Source organism: Cellulophaga sp. 20_2_10 (genome assembly GCF_023476645.1).
Taxonomy (GTDB): domain Bacteria; phylum Bacteroidota; class Bacteroidia; order Flavobacteriales; family Flavobacteriaceae; genus Cellulophaga.
The window spans coordinates 57,485-71,866 of the sequence record NZ_JAMCOJ010000004.1 but is presented as its reverse complement, the minus strand read 5'-3'; the positions used below and the strand labels follow the sequence as shown (position 1 = coordinate 71,866).

The 14,382-nt window shown below is 32.2% G+C and carries 13 protein-coding genes and 1 other RNA gene; 7 read left to right on the top strand and 7 right to left on the bottom strand.

Translation table 11 applies throughout. The annotated features are described in order from the left end of the window. Window positions 1–33: 33 nt before the first annotated feature. A complete protein-coding gene (locus M4I21_RS09070) occupies window positions 34–2,070 on the bottom strand; it encodes an HD family phosphohydrolase (RefSeq protein WP_249558801.1) in 2,037 nt (678 codons plus the stop codon). 129 nt (window positions 2,071–2,199) lie between these two features. On the opposite strand from M4I21_RS09070, the gene M4I21_RS09065 reads away from it, so the two are divergent. After that, window positions 2,200–3,375: an acetyl-CoA C-acyltransferase gene (locus tag M4I21_RS09065; RefSeq protein ID WP_249558800.1), complete on the top strand. Its 1,176-nt coding sequence runs from the start codon at window positions 2,200–2,202 to the stop codon at window positions 3,373–3,375. A 22-nt stretch (window positions 3,376–3,397) separates the two neighbouring features. Next, window positions 3,398–4,150, top strand: coding sequence for a C40 family peptidase (locus M4I21_RS09060; protein ID WP_249558798.1), 753 nt, complete (start codon window positions 3,398–3,400; stop codon window positions 4,148–4,150). A gap of 83 nt (window positions 4,151–4,233) precedes the next feature. On the opposite strand, the gene rny is transcribed toward M4I21_RS09060, so the two are convergent. The 4 genes from rny to M4I21_RS09040 form a co-directional block, all read right to left on the bottom strand. Further along, window positions 4,234–5,805: a ribonuclease Y gene (gene rny / locus M4I21_RS09055; RefSeq protein WP_249558797.1), complete on the bottom strand. Its 1,572-nt coding sequence runs from the start codon at window positions 5,803–5,805 to the stop codon at window positions 4,234–4,236. Between the two features lie 46 nt (window positions 5,806–5,851). Further along, window positions 5,852–5,961, bottom strand: a non-coding RNA gene (gene ssrS, locus M4I21_RS09050) — 6S RNA. Between the two features lie 55 nt (window positions 5,962–6,016). Further along, window positions 6,017–6,313, bottom strand: a complete 297-nt coding sequence (locus tag M4I21_RS09045) for a cell division protein ZapA (protein ID WP_072302808.1) — start codon at window positions 6,311–6,313, stop codon at window positions 6,017–6,019. Window positions 6,314–6,329: 16 nt separating this feature from the next. Continuing rightward, window positions 6,330–6,620 (bottom strand): hypothetical protein, encoded by a 291-nt coding sequence (locus M4I21_RS09040; protein ID WP_249558796.1) that lies wholly within the window; start codon window positions 6,618–6,620, stop codon window positions 6,330–6,332. Between the two features lie 196 nt (window positions 6,621–6,816). Between M4I21_RS09040 and M4I21_RS09035 the strand changes: the two genes are divergently transcribed. The 3 genes from M4I21_RS09035 to M4I21_RS09025 are packed head-to-tail and all read left to right on the top strand — an operon-like array spanning window position 6,817 to window position 11,640. Continuing rightward, a complete protein-coding gene (locus M4I21_RS09035; RefSeq protein ID WP_249558795.1) occupies window positions 6,817–8,508 on the top strand; it encodes a M23 family metallopeptidase in 1,692 nt (563 codons plus the stop codon). A 6-nt stretch (window positions 8,509–8,514) separates the two neighbouring features. Further along, on the top strand, window positions 8,515–10,977 hold the full coding sequence (locus M4I21_RS09030; protein WP_249558794.1) for a carboxypeptidase-like regulatory domain-containing protein: 2,463 nt from the start codon (window positions 8,515–8,517) through the stop codon (window positions 10,975–10,977). Between the two features lie 9 nt (window positions 10,978–10,986). Next, window positions 10,987–11,640 (top strand): hypothetical protein, encoded by a 654-nt coding sequence (locus M4I21_RS09025; RefSeq protein WP_249558793.1) that lies wholly within the window; start codon window positions 10,987–10,989, stop codon window positions 11,638–11,640. Here the strand turns inward: M4I21_RS09025 and M4I21_RS09020 are convergent. Continuing rightward, window positions 11,637–12,785, bottom strand: coding sequence for a cysteine desulfurase family protein (locus tag M4I21_RS09020; RefSeq protein ID WP_249558792.1), 1,149 nt, complete (start codon window positions 12,783–12,785; stop codon window positions 11,637–11,639). The genes M4I21_RS09025 and M4I21_RS09020 overlap by 4 nt on opposite strands. A 112-nt stretch (window positions 12,786–12,897) precedes the next feature. Here M4I21_RS09020 and M4I21_RS09015 point away from each other — a divergent pair, with 112 nt between their 5' ends. Next, complete coding sequence (locus M4I21_RS09015) at window positions 12,898–13,407, top strand: hypothetical protein (RefSeq protein ID WP_249558791.1); 510 nt, start codon at window positions 12,898–12,900, stop codon at window positions 13,405–13,407. A 5-nt stretch (window positions 13,408–13,412) separates the two neighbouring features. Here M4I21_RS09015 and M4I21_RS09010 read toward each other — a convergent pair whose 3' ends face one another. Continuing rightward, entirely contained in the window at window positions 13,413–13,958 is a 546-nt protein-coding gene (locus M4I21_RS09010; protein ID WP_249558790.1) for a DUF8465 domain-containing protein, read from the bottom strand. Window positions 13,959–14,070: 112 nt separating this feature from the next. On the opposite strand from M4I21_RS09010, the gene M4I21_RS09005 reads away from it, so the two are divergent. After that, window positions 14,071–14,370 carry a DUF2752 domain-containing protein gene (locus M4I21_RS09005; RefSeq protein WP_249558789.1) on the top strand — a complete coding sequence of 100 codons (300 nt, stop codon included), beginning with the start codon at window positions 14,071–14,073 and terminating at the stop codon, window positions 14,368–14,370. Window positions 14,371–14,382 lie beyond the last annotated feature (12 nt).

Below are 14,382 nucleotides of genomic sequence, written 5' to 3'. Positions count from 1 at the left end.
ATAAATTTTTATGGTTAGACAGAACAATGTTACCTATTCTGGATACTCAATTCTAAGGTGATAAATATTGGTAAGCTTTAACTTTAGAACTTTTTTTATCTCTACTATTTCTTTAAACGTAATGTTGGCATTAGAATATTGATTGGCTCGCATTTGCCCATCTATAATCTTATCTACAAACTCGTCTATCATTAAAAAAGTAGGGTTTTTTAAACTTTTGGAAGCTGCTTCCACCGCATCTGCCATCATTAAAATAGCCGTCTCCTTAGAAAAAGGTAATGGACCAGGGTATCTAAAATCGTCCTCGTTTACATTATCGTCTATTTCTGTTTGCTTTTTATAAAAGTAATACACTTTAGAAGTACCATGATGCACTCTAATAAAATCTATGACTCTATCTGGTAAATTATTTTTACGTGCTATTTCTATACCGTCTATAACATGATTTATAATAATTCTTGCACTATCTATTGGTGTTTGCTCGTTATGCGGATTTACATTAGTTACCTGATTCTCTGTAAAATACGTAGGATTTTTCATTTTACCTATATCATGATACAAAGCTCCTACCCTAACCAGCATTGCATTTGCACCAATTTCTTGTGCTGCTGCTTCTGCTAAATTTGCTACTTGTAAAGAATGATGAAATGTGCCTGGCGCCTTGTTAGACAATTCTTTTAAAAGCTTAGAATTAGTATCTGACAATTCTAACAACGATACATCTGAAACTAGTCCGAATATTTTTTCATAAATATAAATTAAAGGCTGCACAAAAAGAGTAATCATTCCGTTTAGTAAAAATACACCAAACGTAATAGCGTGCATATTGTTTAAATTACCCTCATGAATTATATGAAAAGCGAAATAACCAACAATATATATTAACGTAATCTGACCTACTGATATAAACAAGTTTGCTCTTTTGTATAACTGGGATACTGTAAGTATCGTAACTATACCTGCCATTATTTGTAAAAAGATATACTCAAAACTATTAGGAACAACAAAACCTAAAATTAATAATGTTAGCACATGTACAAAAAGCCCTAGACGCGCATCAAAAAAGGTTTTTAATATCAATGGTAAAATACACAGGGGAACTACATAAACATAGGCTTCGTTATATTTTATAACCATTGTAGTTACAAAAACCATTAATAATATATTAAAAAAGATGAACGTAACTTTAGTGTTATTCTTGTAAACAGACGCCCTATATTTATTTAAAAATAACAGTAGCATTAGCAATACTAATGCGACCAAAATAGTATACCCAGATACTATAACGTAGTAATTATTTTCGGTCCAAAGTTCCGACTCAAACTCCTGCTTTAAGGAATCCAAAATTTTATAATTTTCTGCCTCTACAACTTCACCTTTTACTATAATAAGTTTACCTTCATCAACAGTACCACGAGTTACAGATATTTTGGCTAATTCTTCGTTTAAGGATTTTTGAGAAATATTTTCATTGTAAAAAACATTAGGTTTTACAATATCAAAAAACAGTTGTTTGTATTTAGCAGTGTAACTAGTTAATTGTTTTTTTCTTAAAACAGAAACTATTGTTTTATCTATAGTTTGTAAGCTTGTAACACCATTAAACTCTAATTCTTTTGCTTCATTGTTACGTAATAAAAAAAACGTTTTGGTTTTAGAAGTAACTTTTGCCTTTTTAATTATTCCGTTTACATAAAGTTCCGCTAAAATTTCTTTTCCAATAGATTTTAGGTAAGAATACTTATCTTCATCTAAGTTCGAAGAATTAAAGGTTTTATCAAAATTAACATCAAAACTATTAGATACAGTAGTAACTATATCCTGATCATAGCTATAGTAATCTACATGATTACTTTTCACTACCTGCTTTTCAGCTTCTATTTCTGAGGCATCCTTTTTAATAGAAAAATCAAACGGCGCATACAAGTTTTCATACTGCCATGGTTTTCCTTTTTGAAACTCATATTTAAACTTACCTCCTTTGGGAAAGAAAAATACAATTAAAAAGATGGTGCCCACATATAGAAAGCACTTGTATAATAACGATTGATTTTTATAAATTTTCTCCAATATCTTTTTCTAGTTAAAATAACTTTTTCCAAAAATAGAAAATTATGCGCTTAAAAAATGGTTTTGACAAAAGAACCCTGCTCTATGTGCATTTATTTATTAATTTTGCAATATTAAAATTTAGAATTTATGAAAGATGTTGTTATAGTTTCTATGGCAAGAACTCCAATTGGGAGTTTTTTAGGATCATTATCTAGTGTTGCTGCACCAAAATTAGGTGCAATTGCTATAAAAGGTGCGTTAGATAAAATAAAACTAGAGCCATCTCAGGTTCAAGAAGTTTTAATGGGTAATGTAGTACAAGCTGGCGTTGGTCAGGCTCCTGCAAGACAAGCGGCAATGTTTGCTGGTATACCAAATACAGTTCCCTGTACAACTATAAACAAGGTTTGTGCTTCTGGAATGAAAACTATTATGCAAGCTGCACAATCTATTGCTCTAGGTGATAATGATATTGTAGTTGCTGGTGGTATGGAGAATATGAGTATGGTGCCACACTACGTACACTTAAGAAACGGACAAAAATTTGGACCAACATCTCTAGTAGATGGTTTACAAAAAGATGGTTTAGTAGATGCCTATGACCAAAACGCAATGGGCGTTTGCGCGGACGCGTGTGCTACAGAATATGAGTTTAGCAGAGAAGACCAAGATAATTTTGCAATACAGTCTTACAAAAGATCTGCTGCTGCTTGGGAGCAAGGTAAATTTAATGATGAAGTTGTACCGGTAGAAGTTCCACAAAGAAGAGGTGAACCTGTTATTGTTTCTGAAGACGAAGAGTTTAAAAACGTTAAATTAGAAAAAATACCTGCTTTACGTGCTGCTTTTTCTAAAGACGGTACTGTAACAGCTGCAAATGCATCTACAATTAATGATGGTGCTGCTGCACTTGTATTAATGAGTGCCGAAAAAGCAAAAGAATTAAACCTAAAACCATTAGCAAAAATTAAAAGTTATGCTGATGCTGCACACGAGCCAGAATGGTTTACTACTGCACCATCTAAAGCTTTACCAAAGGCATTAGATAAAGCAGGAATTTCTATTGGTGATGTAGATTACTTTGAGTTTAACGAGGCTTTTGCTGTTGTAGGCTTAGCTAATATGAAAATATTAGGATTAACAGATAAAAATGTAAACGTAAATGGTGGTGCTGTTTCTTTAGGTCATCCGCTTGGATGTTCTGGAGCTAGAATAGTAATTACACTATTAAGCGTATTAGAACAAAATAATGCAAAAATTGGAGCAGCTGCCATATGTAATGGTGGTGGTGGTGCATCTGCAATTGTTTTAGAAAAAGCTTAATATAGCAGATCAAAACAATTGTATGCAATACGGTATTTGTAATCTTAGTATAGTTCCCATAAGGTTAACTCCAGAAGAAACTTCAGAAATGGTCGCGCAACTTTTGTATGGCGACCATTTTAAGGTTCTAGAGCACCGTAAATTCTGGAGTAAAATAAGAATTGCTTTTGATGGTGTAGAAGCTTGGGTTAGCAATAAACAATTTGTTTTTATTACTGAAGAGCAATACAATGCCTTAGACAGTAATAAAGAAGCGCCTCTAAGTTCTGACTTAGTGGCTTTTATATCGTCTACTAAAAATGATTTAATGCCTATTTTGGTTGGTTCTTGTATTGAAGGGGCTGCTTTATTAGACCATTATTTTGATGGTAATTACACGCACGGCATACAGAATAAACCTCAGCTTATTGCTGCTGCATTATTGTATTTAAATAGTCCGTTTTTATCTGGCGGAAAGACTCCTTTTGGTATAGATAGTTCAGGGTTAACACAAATGGTTTATAAAATTAATGGCTATAAGTTATTAAGAACAGCACAAGAACAATCTGGGCAAGGTGAAGCCTTAAGTTTTATTGAAGAAAGTCAGCCTGGTGATTTAGCCTTTTTTGACAATAAAGAAGGTGTAATAGACCATGTAGGTATTATTATGCAAGACAATTACATTATTCATTGTCACGGAAAAGTACGTATCGATCGTATAGACCATACTGGTATTTTTAATACCGAACTTAAAAACTACACTCACCAACTTAGAGTAATTAAAAAGATTATTTAATTACTCTATTTACTTGTTTTAAACGCATAAAAAAAGCCTTCAGAAATGAAGGCTTTTTTTATATCTACTATTGAATTAGCACTTTATTTAGCAACGTTAACCGCACGTGTTTCACGTATTACGGTAACCTTTACTTGTCCTGGATATGTCATATCCGTTTGTATTTTTTGTGATATCTCGAAAGATAATTCTGCTGCTTTATCGTCTGTTACTTTTTCACTCTCTACAATAACACGCAATTCTCTACCAGCTTGTATTGCATATGCTTTTTGTACTCCTACAAAGCCAAAAGCTACTTCCTCTAAGTCTTTTAGACGTTGTATATAAGAATCTAACACCTGTCTTCTTGCTCCTGGTCTAGCTCCACTAATTGCATCACAAACCTGAACTATTGGCGCTATTAAAGTCTTCATTTCAATTTCATCGTGGTGAGCTCCAATAGCATTACAAACATCTGGTTTTTCACCATATTTCTCTGCCCACTGCATACCTAGTATAGCATGAGGAGTTTCTACCTCCACTTCTGTATTTGGCACTTTACCAATATCATGTAACAAACCAGCTCTTTTTGCTGTTTTAGGATTTAACCCTAACTCTGCAGCCATTACACCACAAAGTTTTGCTACTTCTCTTGAGTGTTGAAGCAAGTTTTGACCGTAAGAAGAACGATATTTCATACGACCTACAGCTCTAATTAATTCTGGATGTAAACCGTGAATTCCTAAATCTATAATTGTACGCTTACCAACTTCTACAATTTCTTGTTCTATCTGTTTCTCTGTTTTACGAACCACCTCTTCAATACGTGCAGGGTGTATACGACCATCTGTTACTAATTTATGTAAAGACAAACGCGCAACTTCTCTTCTAACCGAATCAAAACAAGAAAGTATAATTGCTTCTGGTGTATCATCAACAATAATCTCTACTCCAGTTGCTGCTTCTAAAGCTCTAATGTTTCTTCCTTCTCTACCAATAATACGTCCCTTAACGTCATCTGACTCTAAGTTAAAAACAGAAACACAGTTTTCTACCGCTTCTTCTGTTCCTATACGTTGTATGGTATTAATTATAATTTTCTTAGCGTCTTGCTCTGCAGTAAGCTTAGCTTCCTCCATTGCAGTCTGCATAAATGCCATTGCGTCTGATTTAGCAGTTTCTTTTAAAGAATCTACCAGTTGAGCTTTTGCATCTTCAGCAGAAAGTCCAGAAATAACTTCTAGTTGCTGTACTTGGTTTTTATGTAGTTTATCTAACTCAGATTGTTTCTTCTCTAAGTAATCATTCTTATGATCTACAGATTGTATTTTAGATTGCAATTGATCATTGACCTTTTTAGTCTTCGCTAGCTCATTACTTATTTGAGACTCTTTATCTCTTGTACGTTTTTCTGCTTCAGACATTTTTTTGTCTTTCGCATTTATTACTTTTTCGTGTTCTGCCTTAAGCTCTAAAAACTTTTCTTTTGCTTGTAGTATTTTATCTTTTTTAATGCTTTCTCCTTCGGTTTTAGCATTTCTTAAAAAAGATTCAGCTTCAATCTTAGCTGATGCAACTATTTTAGAAGCTTTTCCTTTTTCTAAAAATTTTGCTACTATAAAGCCTATTGCTAAGCCCACTATAGCTCCTACTATTATAAATGTAATATTATCCATGGTTGTTTATATATATTAAAAAACCCACATTGGGGGTGTTTTGTACAAACTCCTATAAAACAGGATTAGGGCTAACAGCATGATCAAGGATCCTTATACTAGTAAGGCTTGCTTTTACAAACTAAACTCACCCTTTAAAACAAATTAATGTTGAGTTTGTCAAAAAAATACCAATGTGGGCAGTAACTTAATGTTATGTAATGAACGTTTTTTATATAGTGCTAAGCTTAGAATCTACTATATGTTCTAGAGCTTTTAAACGCTCTGTAACTTCTGACGTATCTTCTTGTTTATCAATACTTTTCTGTTCTATTTTAGAGGCAAACTGCAAGGCACACATTGCCAAAACATCTTGTTTATCTCTAACGGCATAATTTTGCTCAAACTTTTTTGCTAGCTGCTCTATATTTTTAGCTGCTTTACGCAAACCCTCTTCCTGACTAGGATCTATGGTTAAAGGATAAACCCTGTCTGCAATAGAAAGTTTAATTTTTAGCTTTTCTGCCATAAGTATTAATGCTACATTATTCAGCTAGTTGTGCAATACAATGATCTAACTCTCTAATTAATGTATTTATTTTAAGCTTTGCTTCTGTTTTATTTGTATTACTGCCAAGCATAGAATTTGCAAGTTTAAGAGCATTGTACTTTTCTTCCCAGTCTAAGACTAAATTAGAATTTGTTCTTTGCTCTGTTTTAAGCGAAACTAGTTCTTCTTGTAATTTTACATTAACATGCTTTAACAACTCCATCTTATGAAGTAGCTTGCTAATTTTATTCTCTAAAGAATCAACAATTTCAACTAATTCGCTCATTTACAAAAATCGATGCATTTATCACAAAGTTAACATAGAATAAACTAGTTCGCAATACTTTTTGCAATTATTCTTGCAAAGAATTAAATCTCAGTTGTTAACCTATTGTAATGTCGACTTTTGTAATTTTAAAAACAGATTAGTTTTTTTCAATTAAACGGATTAGTTATTTTCGTATCAACTTTAAAAATACTTAATGAGAGTTTACGCATTTATAGCTGTACTATTTTTACTTAATTCAGTAAAAGGGCAAGAAAAACATCCCCAGAATACTTTTCAGTCTCCTTTAGATATTCCTTTAATACTAGCGGGTAACTTTGGAGAGTTACGATCTAACCATTTTCATTCTGGTATAGACATTAAAACACAGCAAAGAGAGGGTTTGGCAGTACACGCAATAGAAAGTGCTTCTGTTACTCGTATAAAAATATCTCATTGGGGTTATGGTAAAGCCATATATATAACTCACCCTAACGGATACACCTCTGTTTATGCACATTTACAAAAATTTTCTCCTAAGATTGAGGCGTATATTAAAAAATTACAATACAAAAAGCAGTCCTACCAAGTAGAAGCTTTTCCAGATTTAGGAGAATTAAAAGTAGATAAAGGCGAAATTATTGCCTATTCTGGAAATACAGGTGGCTCTTCTGGTCCGCACTTACATTTTGAAATTAGAAGCAACACCTCTAGTAAACCTACAAATCCGTTATTATTTGGATATAAAATTAAAGATGCTACAGACCCAACAATACTTAATTTATATGCATATCCTTTAAGTGAGGATGCACAAGTTAATAAAAGCGAAAACAAAACTCAATTAAAGTTTAAAAAACAACCAGACGGATCTTACTTAGCTGAAAAAGTATACGCTTTAGGAACAATTGGTTTTGGCTTTAACGGATATGACAGACAAGATTTGGCTGCCAACAAAAACGGCATCTACTCTATTGAGCAACTTGTAAACGGAAAAACGTATTCTAAATTTAATTTTGATTCGTTTTCTTTTGCTGAATCTAGATACATTAACACCTTAATAGATTATTCTCATTTTGGCAGATACAACCAACGTATAGTAAAGCTTTTTAAAGAGCCTAGTAATAAACTAAGTGTTTACTCTAAAATAAACAACAATGGTAAAATTGATGTTAGTAACGGCTTAAGTTACAAAGTGGAATTACTTTTAAAAGATTTAGAAAATAATACCACCAGAATTATTATACCTGTTGAAGGCAAAAAACAAGAACTAAAGTCTACTAAAAAAGTAACTATTACAGACAATTACCTTATTGCTAAAAAACCAAACAATTACAATTTAGGTGGTGCAAAAGTATATTTCCCTGCAAATACATTTTATAAAGATTTCTATATTGATATAGAAAAAGGTGCAGACACAGTAAAAATACACAACAACCAAGTTCCTGCACATCGTAATTTCACTATAACCTTTGATGCCGCTAAATATTCAGCCGCAGAAAAAAAACAATTGTTTATAGCTAGATTTAACAGCAAATTACAACCTATACACGCCACTACATATAAAAGAGGAAATACGTTTACAACTAGAACAAAAAACCTTGGAACATACACCTTAGCAAAAGATACTGTGGCACCAGTAATTACCCCTAAAAACTTTAAAGACAAGCAATGGCTAAACAATTACAAGTATTTAAGCCTAAAAATTGTTGATGATTTAAGCGGAATAGATACGTACAACGCTTATTTAAATGGGGAATGGATTCTAATGAGTTACGAGTATAAAACCAATACAATTACGTATGACTTTGATGATAAAATTCTAAATAAAAAAGAATGTAATTTAAAAGTAGTAGTTACAGATAATGTTGGAAATTCTACTACGTATGAATCTACTTTCTTTAGAAAATAAATAATTTTGAGATGTACTGTACACTTCTTGATAATTACACTTTTAAGTTCTTTTAATTTATTATTAGGACAAACAGCTACAATTAGCGGTGTTGTATTTTTAGAAAATAATAACCCCCTAGAAAACGTAAGTATAAAAACAGAAACTACAGGAGCCGTTAGCAATAGCAACGGCTTTTTTGTTTTAGAAGTTCCTGCTAATAAAGAGATCACAGTTACATTTTCTTATATAGGCTACAAAAACGTAGTCATTAAAAATATAATTCTTGACAATGCAGAATTTTACGAGCTATACCCTGTTTTACAAACTAAAATAGAGCAGATAACCGAGGTAGTTATTACTGCCAACGGGCAAAGAAAAACACCGAACATAACTACAATTTCACCGAGCGTTGCTCGTAAAATCCCAGGTGCAAATGCAGGTGTAGAAAACATTTTAAAATTGCTCCCCAGTGTAACAGCTAACAATGAACTTAGCACACAATATGCAGTTCGCGGTGGAAATTATGACGAGAACCTTGTATATGTTAATGAAATTGAGGTATACAGACCTTTTTTAATTAGATCTGGACAACAAGAAGGGCTAAGCTTTATTAACACCAATCTTACACAAGAAATAAACTTTTCCGCTGGAGGTTTTCAAGCAAAATACGGAGATAAACTTTCGTCTGTTTTAGATATCACTTATAAAAAACCCATTAGTTTTAATGGTACAGTAAACCTTAGTTTTTTAGGAGCCGATTTAGCGCTAGAAACGACATCAAAAAATAAAAAATTAACCACTATTTCTGGTCTTAGATACAGAGATAACAACTTATTTTTAAACAGCAAACAAACCACTGCAAATTACAAACCTACATTTACGGACCTTCAAACATATACTACATATAAATTTTCTGACAAGTTTTATCTAAACTTTTTAGGTAGTGCCTCCCTAAACAATTACACAAATGAGCCACAAACCAGGCAAACAAATTTTGGCACTCTAAACAATCCTAAATCACTTACCGTATACTATAACGGACAAGAAAAAAATAAATTTAGTACAGTTCTGGGCGCGCTAAAAGCAGAATATTTTACGAATAAAAATTTAAACTTAAAGTTAATCTCATCACTGTATCACACTACAGAAGAAGAATACTCTGATGTTTATGCACAATATGCTATTGGTGGCGTTAATAGTGATTTAAGTAGCGATTCTTTTGGTGACGCAACTACACCCAAAATACTTGGATCACAATTTAAACGCACTAGAAACGATTTAGACGCACTATTATTTAACATTCAACACAAAGGAAAATACACTAAAAATAAAACAACTTTAGAATGGGGAATTGGTTATAAGTTTGAAAACATTCGTGACCAACTAAGAGAATCTGAATTTATAGATTCCGCCGGATACTTTATAAGACCTCCCTTAAAAGAATTTCAAAATAACCAACCTTACATACCTAACACTTCTCCTTTAGTGGCTTACTCTAGTTTGTTTGCTAAAAATGATGTTACCATTAACAGGTTAAACTCCTATGTACAGTTTAGTAAGCAGACTAATTTAAAAACCAATGCTCTGTACTATAATTTAGGAATACGTTTTCAATATTGGAATGTAAACTCGGCCCCAAACAACAATTCTAATGTAATAGTAAGTCCAAGAGCACAGTTAGCATTAAAACCTAACTGGGAAAAAGATATGCTTTTTAAAGCATCTATAGGAATTTACCAGCAAGCCCCGTTCTATAGAGAATTAAGAGACGCAAACGGAATTGTGCAAACTAATATTAAAGCACAAAAAGCAATACATTATGTATTGGGTAATGATTATAGCTTTTTACTTTGGAAAAGACCATTTTCTTTAAAAACAGAAACTTATTTTAAGAGTATTAGCAATGTTAACGCCTACACCCTAGAAGATGTGCGTATTCGCTATTTAACAAACAACAATAGTACTGCGTATGTATATGGCCTAGAAACGAGACTAAACGGAGCTTTTGTACCAGGAACAGAATCTTGGGTCAGTATTGGTTTTTTAAAGACCGAAGAAAATCAAGATAACAAAGGTTATATCCCAAGACCCACAGACCAACGTTTTAAATTAGGAATCTTATTTCAGGATTATATACCTGCATACCCTAATCTAAAAATGTATTTAAACCTAGTTTACAACACTGGATTACCCGGTGGATCACCAAATTATGCCGATCCGTATAAATATAACAATAGATTAAAAGATTATAAGCGTGCAGATTTAGGAATTTCATATATTTTTGCAGACAGAAACTCGGAAGAAAAAAAAGGTTGGTTGCAAAGGTTTAAAAATTTCACTGTAGGAGCAGAAATTTTTAATCTTTTTAATACAAAAAATGCAATTACCAACACTTGGGTTAGAGACGCAGATAGCAAACAGCAATATGCAATTCCTAATTACATGACAGGTAGAGTTTTAAATTTAAAAATAGGAATGCAATTTTAGATACTAAAAATGAAAAAAATATTACCCTTACTACTACTATTATCTTTTTGTTCTATACAAGCACAGAAAAACATTTATGAAAACCAGCATTTTGATGCCATTAGTAAAGATCACAAAGTACTAGCCGTTATACCGTTTTTAGCTAATTTGGAGCTAAAAGATACTATTACAGATGAAGAACTTACAGAATTAGAGCAGAAAGAAGGTTACGCCGTACAAAATGCTTTAGAGTCTTATTTTTTAAGAGGTAAGAAAAAAAAGAAATACGCAGTAGAATTTCAAAACGTAAAAAATACAAATGCTTTATTAGCAAAACATAACATAACGTTTAAAAATATAGATATACACACTACAAAAGAACTATCTAAAATATTAAATGTAGATGGTATTATTAGTGGTAATATAGATTTAAATGTTTTATTGTCTGATGGTGTCTCTACAGACTTTAACTTTTTTGACTATTTTGATGGCAATGCAAATTACGGTCGTATAGGTATAAAAGTTAGCGATGGCAACACAGGAAAATTACTTTGGAAATACGAAAAGGAAATTAACAAGAAGACTGGCAAAAACACCATAGACTTAATAGATGGTATGATGAAGAAAGCTGCTCGTAAATTTCCTTATGATAAAGAAAGAATTAAAAAGAGTAAAAAAGATTAACTCTCTATAAACTCTTTTACTACTTGTATTGTATAATCTAACTCTTGTTTTGTATTAAACTTAGAGAAAGAAAAGCGCATAGATGGTTTTTGCAAATCCTCTGCTGATAATACTTCTGTTAATACGTGAGACCCCATACTACTACCAGATTGGCAAGCACTACCCTTAGAGCATGCAATACCTTTTAAGTCTAAATGAAATAAAAGCATTAAAGCTTTTTTCTCGTCTACAGGTAAATTAACATTTACCAATGTATATGTACTCTTATCTATATCCCCAGATAGACCGTTAAATTTTACACCCGGAATTTCTGCTTTTATTTTATCAATAAAATATTGTTTTAACTCAGTAACATACGCTTTTTCTTTAGCCAAGTTTTCATAAGACATAACAAAAGCCTCTTCTAAGCCAACAATATTGTGGTATGGCTCTGTCCCTGCTCTAAATCCACGCTCTTGAGAACCTCCAAAAATAAGTGGCTTAATAATTTTATCTCTTTTAATAAAAGCGAAACCAATACCTTTTGGTCCGTGAAATTTATGTGCCGCTGCAGTTAAAAAGTCTATTGGTGTTTTTTGTACATCCCATTCATAATGACCAACAGATTGTACAGTATCCGAATGAAAAAGAGCGCCATACGCTTTACACAATGCACAAACAGCATCTATATCTAGCTTGTTTCCTATTTCATTATTAACATGCATAAGACTCACTATTTTTTTAGTATCGTCTTGCGCTAATAATACTTTTAAATGTTCCAAATCTGGGTTACCGTTGGCATCTAAATTTACATAATGCAATGCAACTCCATATTCTTTTTCTAATTCCTCAACGGTATGTAAAACTGCATGGTGTTCTATTTTTGATGTTATAATTGTATGTACATCCAAATCTCTAACAGCACCACGTAACACCATATTATCTGCTTCTGTACCACCAGAAGTAAAAATAATTTCGGACGGATGAGCATTTAAGTATTTAGCAATTGTTTTACGTGTCTTTTCTATTGCTGTTTTAGCTGTTCTACCAAAACTGTGCGTAGAAGACGGGTTCCCGTAACATTCTCCTAAAGCGTCTTGCATTTTTGCAATAACTTCTTCTCTTACCTGTGTTGTAGCTGCGCTATCTAAATAAACTTTTTGCATCAGAATTTATCAAAAATTATAATCCCCCAAAAATAGGGGATTTAAAATTAAATAAATCTAAAAAACGTTAAAATCTATATCTAATCAAAAGAAAAACTTTTACATTTGGAGTATGAAGAAATTTTTCCTTTTTAGCGCACTTTTCACCTTACTATCATGTAGTGATGGTGACTTGCAAATTGAAACTTTAGATTTTAGCACTGTAACAGCTCAAAACTGTGGTACACTTACGGTAGATACAGAATTGTTTTTTAAAATTAATGACAATGAAGCCCTAATTCTAAACTTACAAGATGGTATTTTAAAGAATGAAGTTTCTACTGAAGAAATAACAAGTGCTATCTCTGATTCCGGATCTAAACTTACTTACCGCACCTTTTCTGGAACTGTAACAAGTAGTTATTTTTGTGATTCTCCGCCACCTGCAACACCTACAGTTTTAGAAGAGATTGAAGCTGCTGAAGGAATAGTTACAATTTCTACAGTTGCTGGCGAAACAGAAGGCACTTTTGTACACACCATAAAACTTAGTAATATTACCTTACTTAATAATGATGATACCCGTATTACAGATTTAAATATTGAAGATTTTGCAGTTATAACAACTACTATTTCTCAATAAGATGTTTAACTCTGGTAAATATAAACCTCTGTAGCACCTAGTCCGTATTTTTGATAATCTGCATCATAAAATTTTAAGTTGTCATATTTATTAAATAAATATTGCAGCTCTTCTTTTAGCACACCTTCACCTACTCCGTGTATAAAAACAACTTTCTGTATTCTTTTCTGTATAGCAAAATTTAGTTGGCGTTTGGCTGTTTCTAATTGCAAACTAAGCATATCAAAGTTTTCCATTCCTCTGCTAGATTTTACGAGTTGATTGATATGTAAATCAACCTCCATTTTAGGTAAATTTCTTTCTTTTACCTTAACCACCGGCCTATTTTTACGTTTTGGTTGTTCTTTTTCTTCCTTAATTTTAGCAACCTCGTAGTTAGACACTCTAATTGTATCGTTGCTAGGTACCTTAATTAATTCTTTAGAAGCATAAGATATAGAAAAACCCATATCTGTCTCCATCGTAATAGTATCACCAACAATAGCGGTTACAACCCCCAAAAGAGTATCATCTAAAACTTCTACTTTATCACCTATGCTAAAATTTTTCATACCAAGATATTACATCAGTTATTTTTTATTTTTAAAAAATAACTTAGACGTTTATTTTCATTCAACAAAAATAGTAGTATTTTTCCGTTTCAAAAATAGAATACAAGCCTAAATGCCATTACCAAGCCTAGATTTTAACATTAACGAATACATGCTTCCTTGTATGAACAAGAAGTTGTTAGGTGTTGATTGTCCTGGCTGCGGCATACAAAGATCATTAGCTTTAATATTACAAGGAGATTTTACTGCTGCATTTAATATGTATCCGGCAATTTACACCTTACTATTACTTATGGGCTTTGTTGGTGTAAACTATTTTTACAAAATTAGATATGCTAGTAAAATAATAACCGCTTTGGCTATTATTAATGTAATATTAATTTTGACTAACTATTTATATAAATTTATTTAACCAATCTTTTAA

Coding starts and splice junctions, on each gene's coding strand:
- M4I21_RS09065 (WP_249558800.1), top strand. CDS start 2,200: ATGAAAGATGTTGTTATAGTTTCTATGGCAAGAACTCCAATTGGGAGT.
- M4I21_RS09060 (WP_249558798.1), top strand. CDS start 3,398: ATGCAATACGGTATTTGTAATCTTAGTATAGTTCCCATAAGGTTAACT.
- rny (WP_249558797.1), bottom strand. CDS start 5,805: ATGGATAATATTACATTTATAATAGTAGGAGCTATAGTGGGCTTAGCA.
- M4I21_RS09045 (WP_072302808.1), bottom strand. CDS start 6,313: ATGGCAGAAAAGCTAAAAATTAAACTTTCTATTGCAGACAGGGTTTAT.
- M4I21_RS09040 (WP_249558796.1), bottom strand. CDS start 6,620: ATGAGCGAATTAGTTGAAATTGTTGATTCTTTAGAGAATAAAATTAGC.
- M4I21_RS09035 (WP_249558795.1), top strand. CDS start 6,817: ATGAGAGTTTACGCATTTATAGCTGTACTATTTTTACTTAATTCAGTA.
- M4I21_RS09025 (WP_249558793.1), top strand. CDS start 10,987: ATGAAAAAAATATTACCCTTACTACTACTATTATCTTTTTGTTCTATA.
- M4I21_RS09020 (WP_249558792.1), bottom strand. CDS start 12,785: ATGCAAAAAGTTTATTTAGATAGCGCAGCTACAACACAGGTAAGAGAA.
- M4I21_RS09015 (WP_249558791.1), top strand. CDS start 12,898: ATGAAGAAATTTTTCCTTTTTAGCGCACTTTTCACCTTACTATCATGT.
- M4I21_RS09010 (WP_249558790.1), bottom strand. CDS start 13,958: ATGAAAAATTTTAGCATAGGTGATAAAGTAGAAGTTTTAGATGATACT.
- M4I21_RS09005 (WP_249558789.1), top strand. CDS start 14,071: ATGCCATTACCAAGCCTAGATTTTAACATTAACGAATACATGCTTCCT.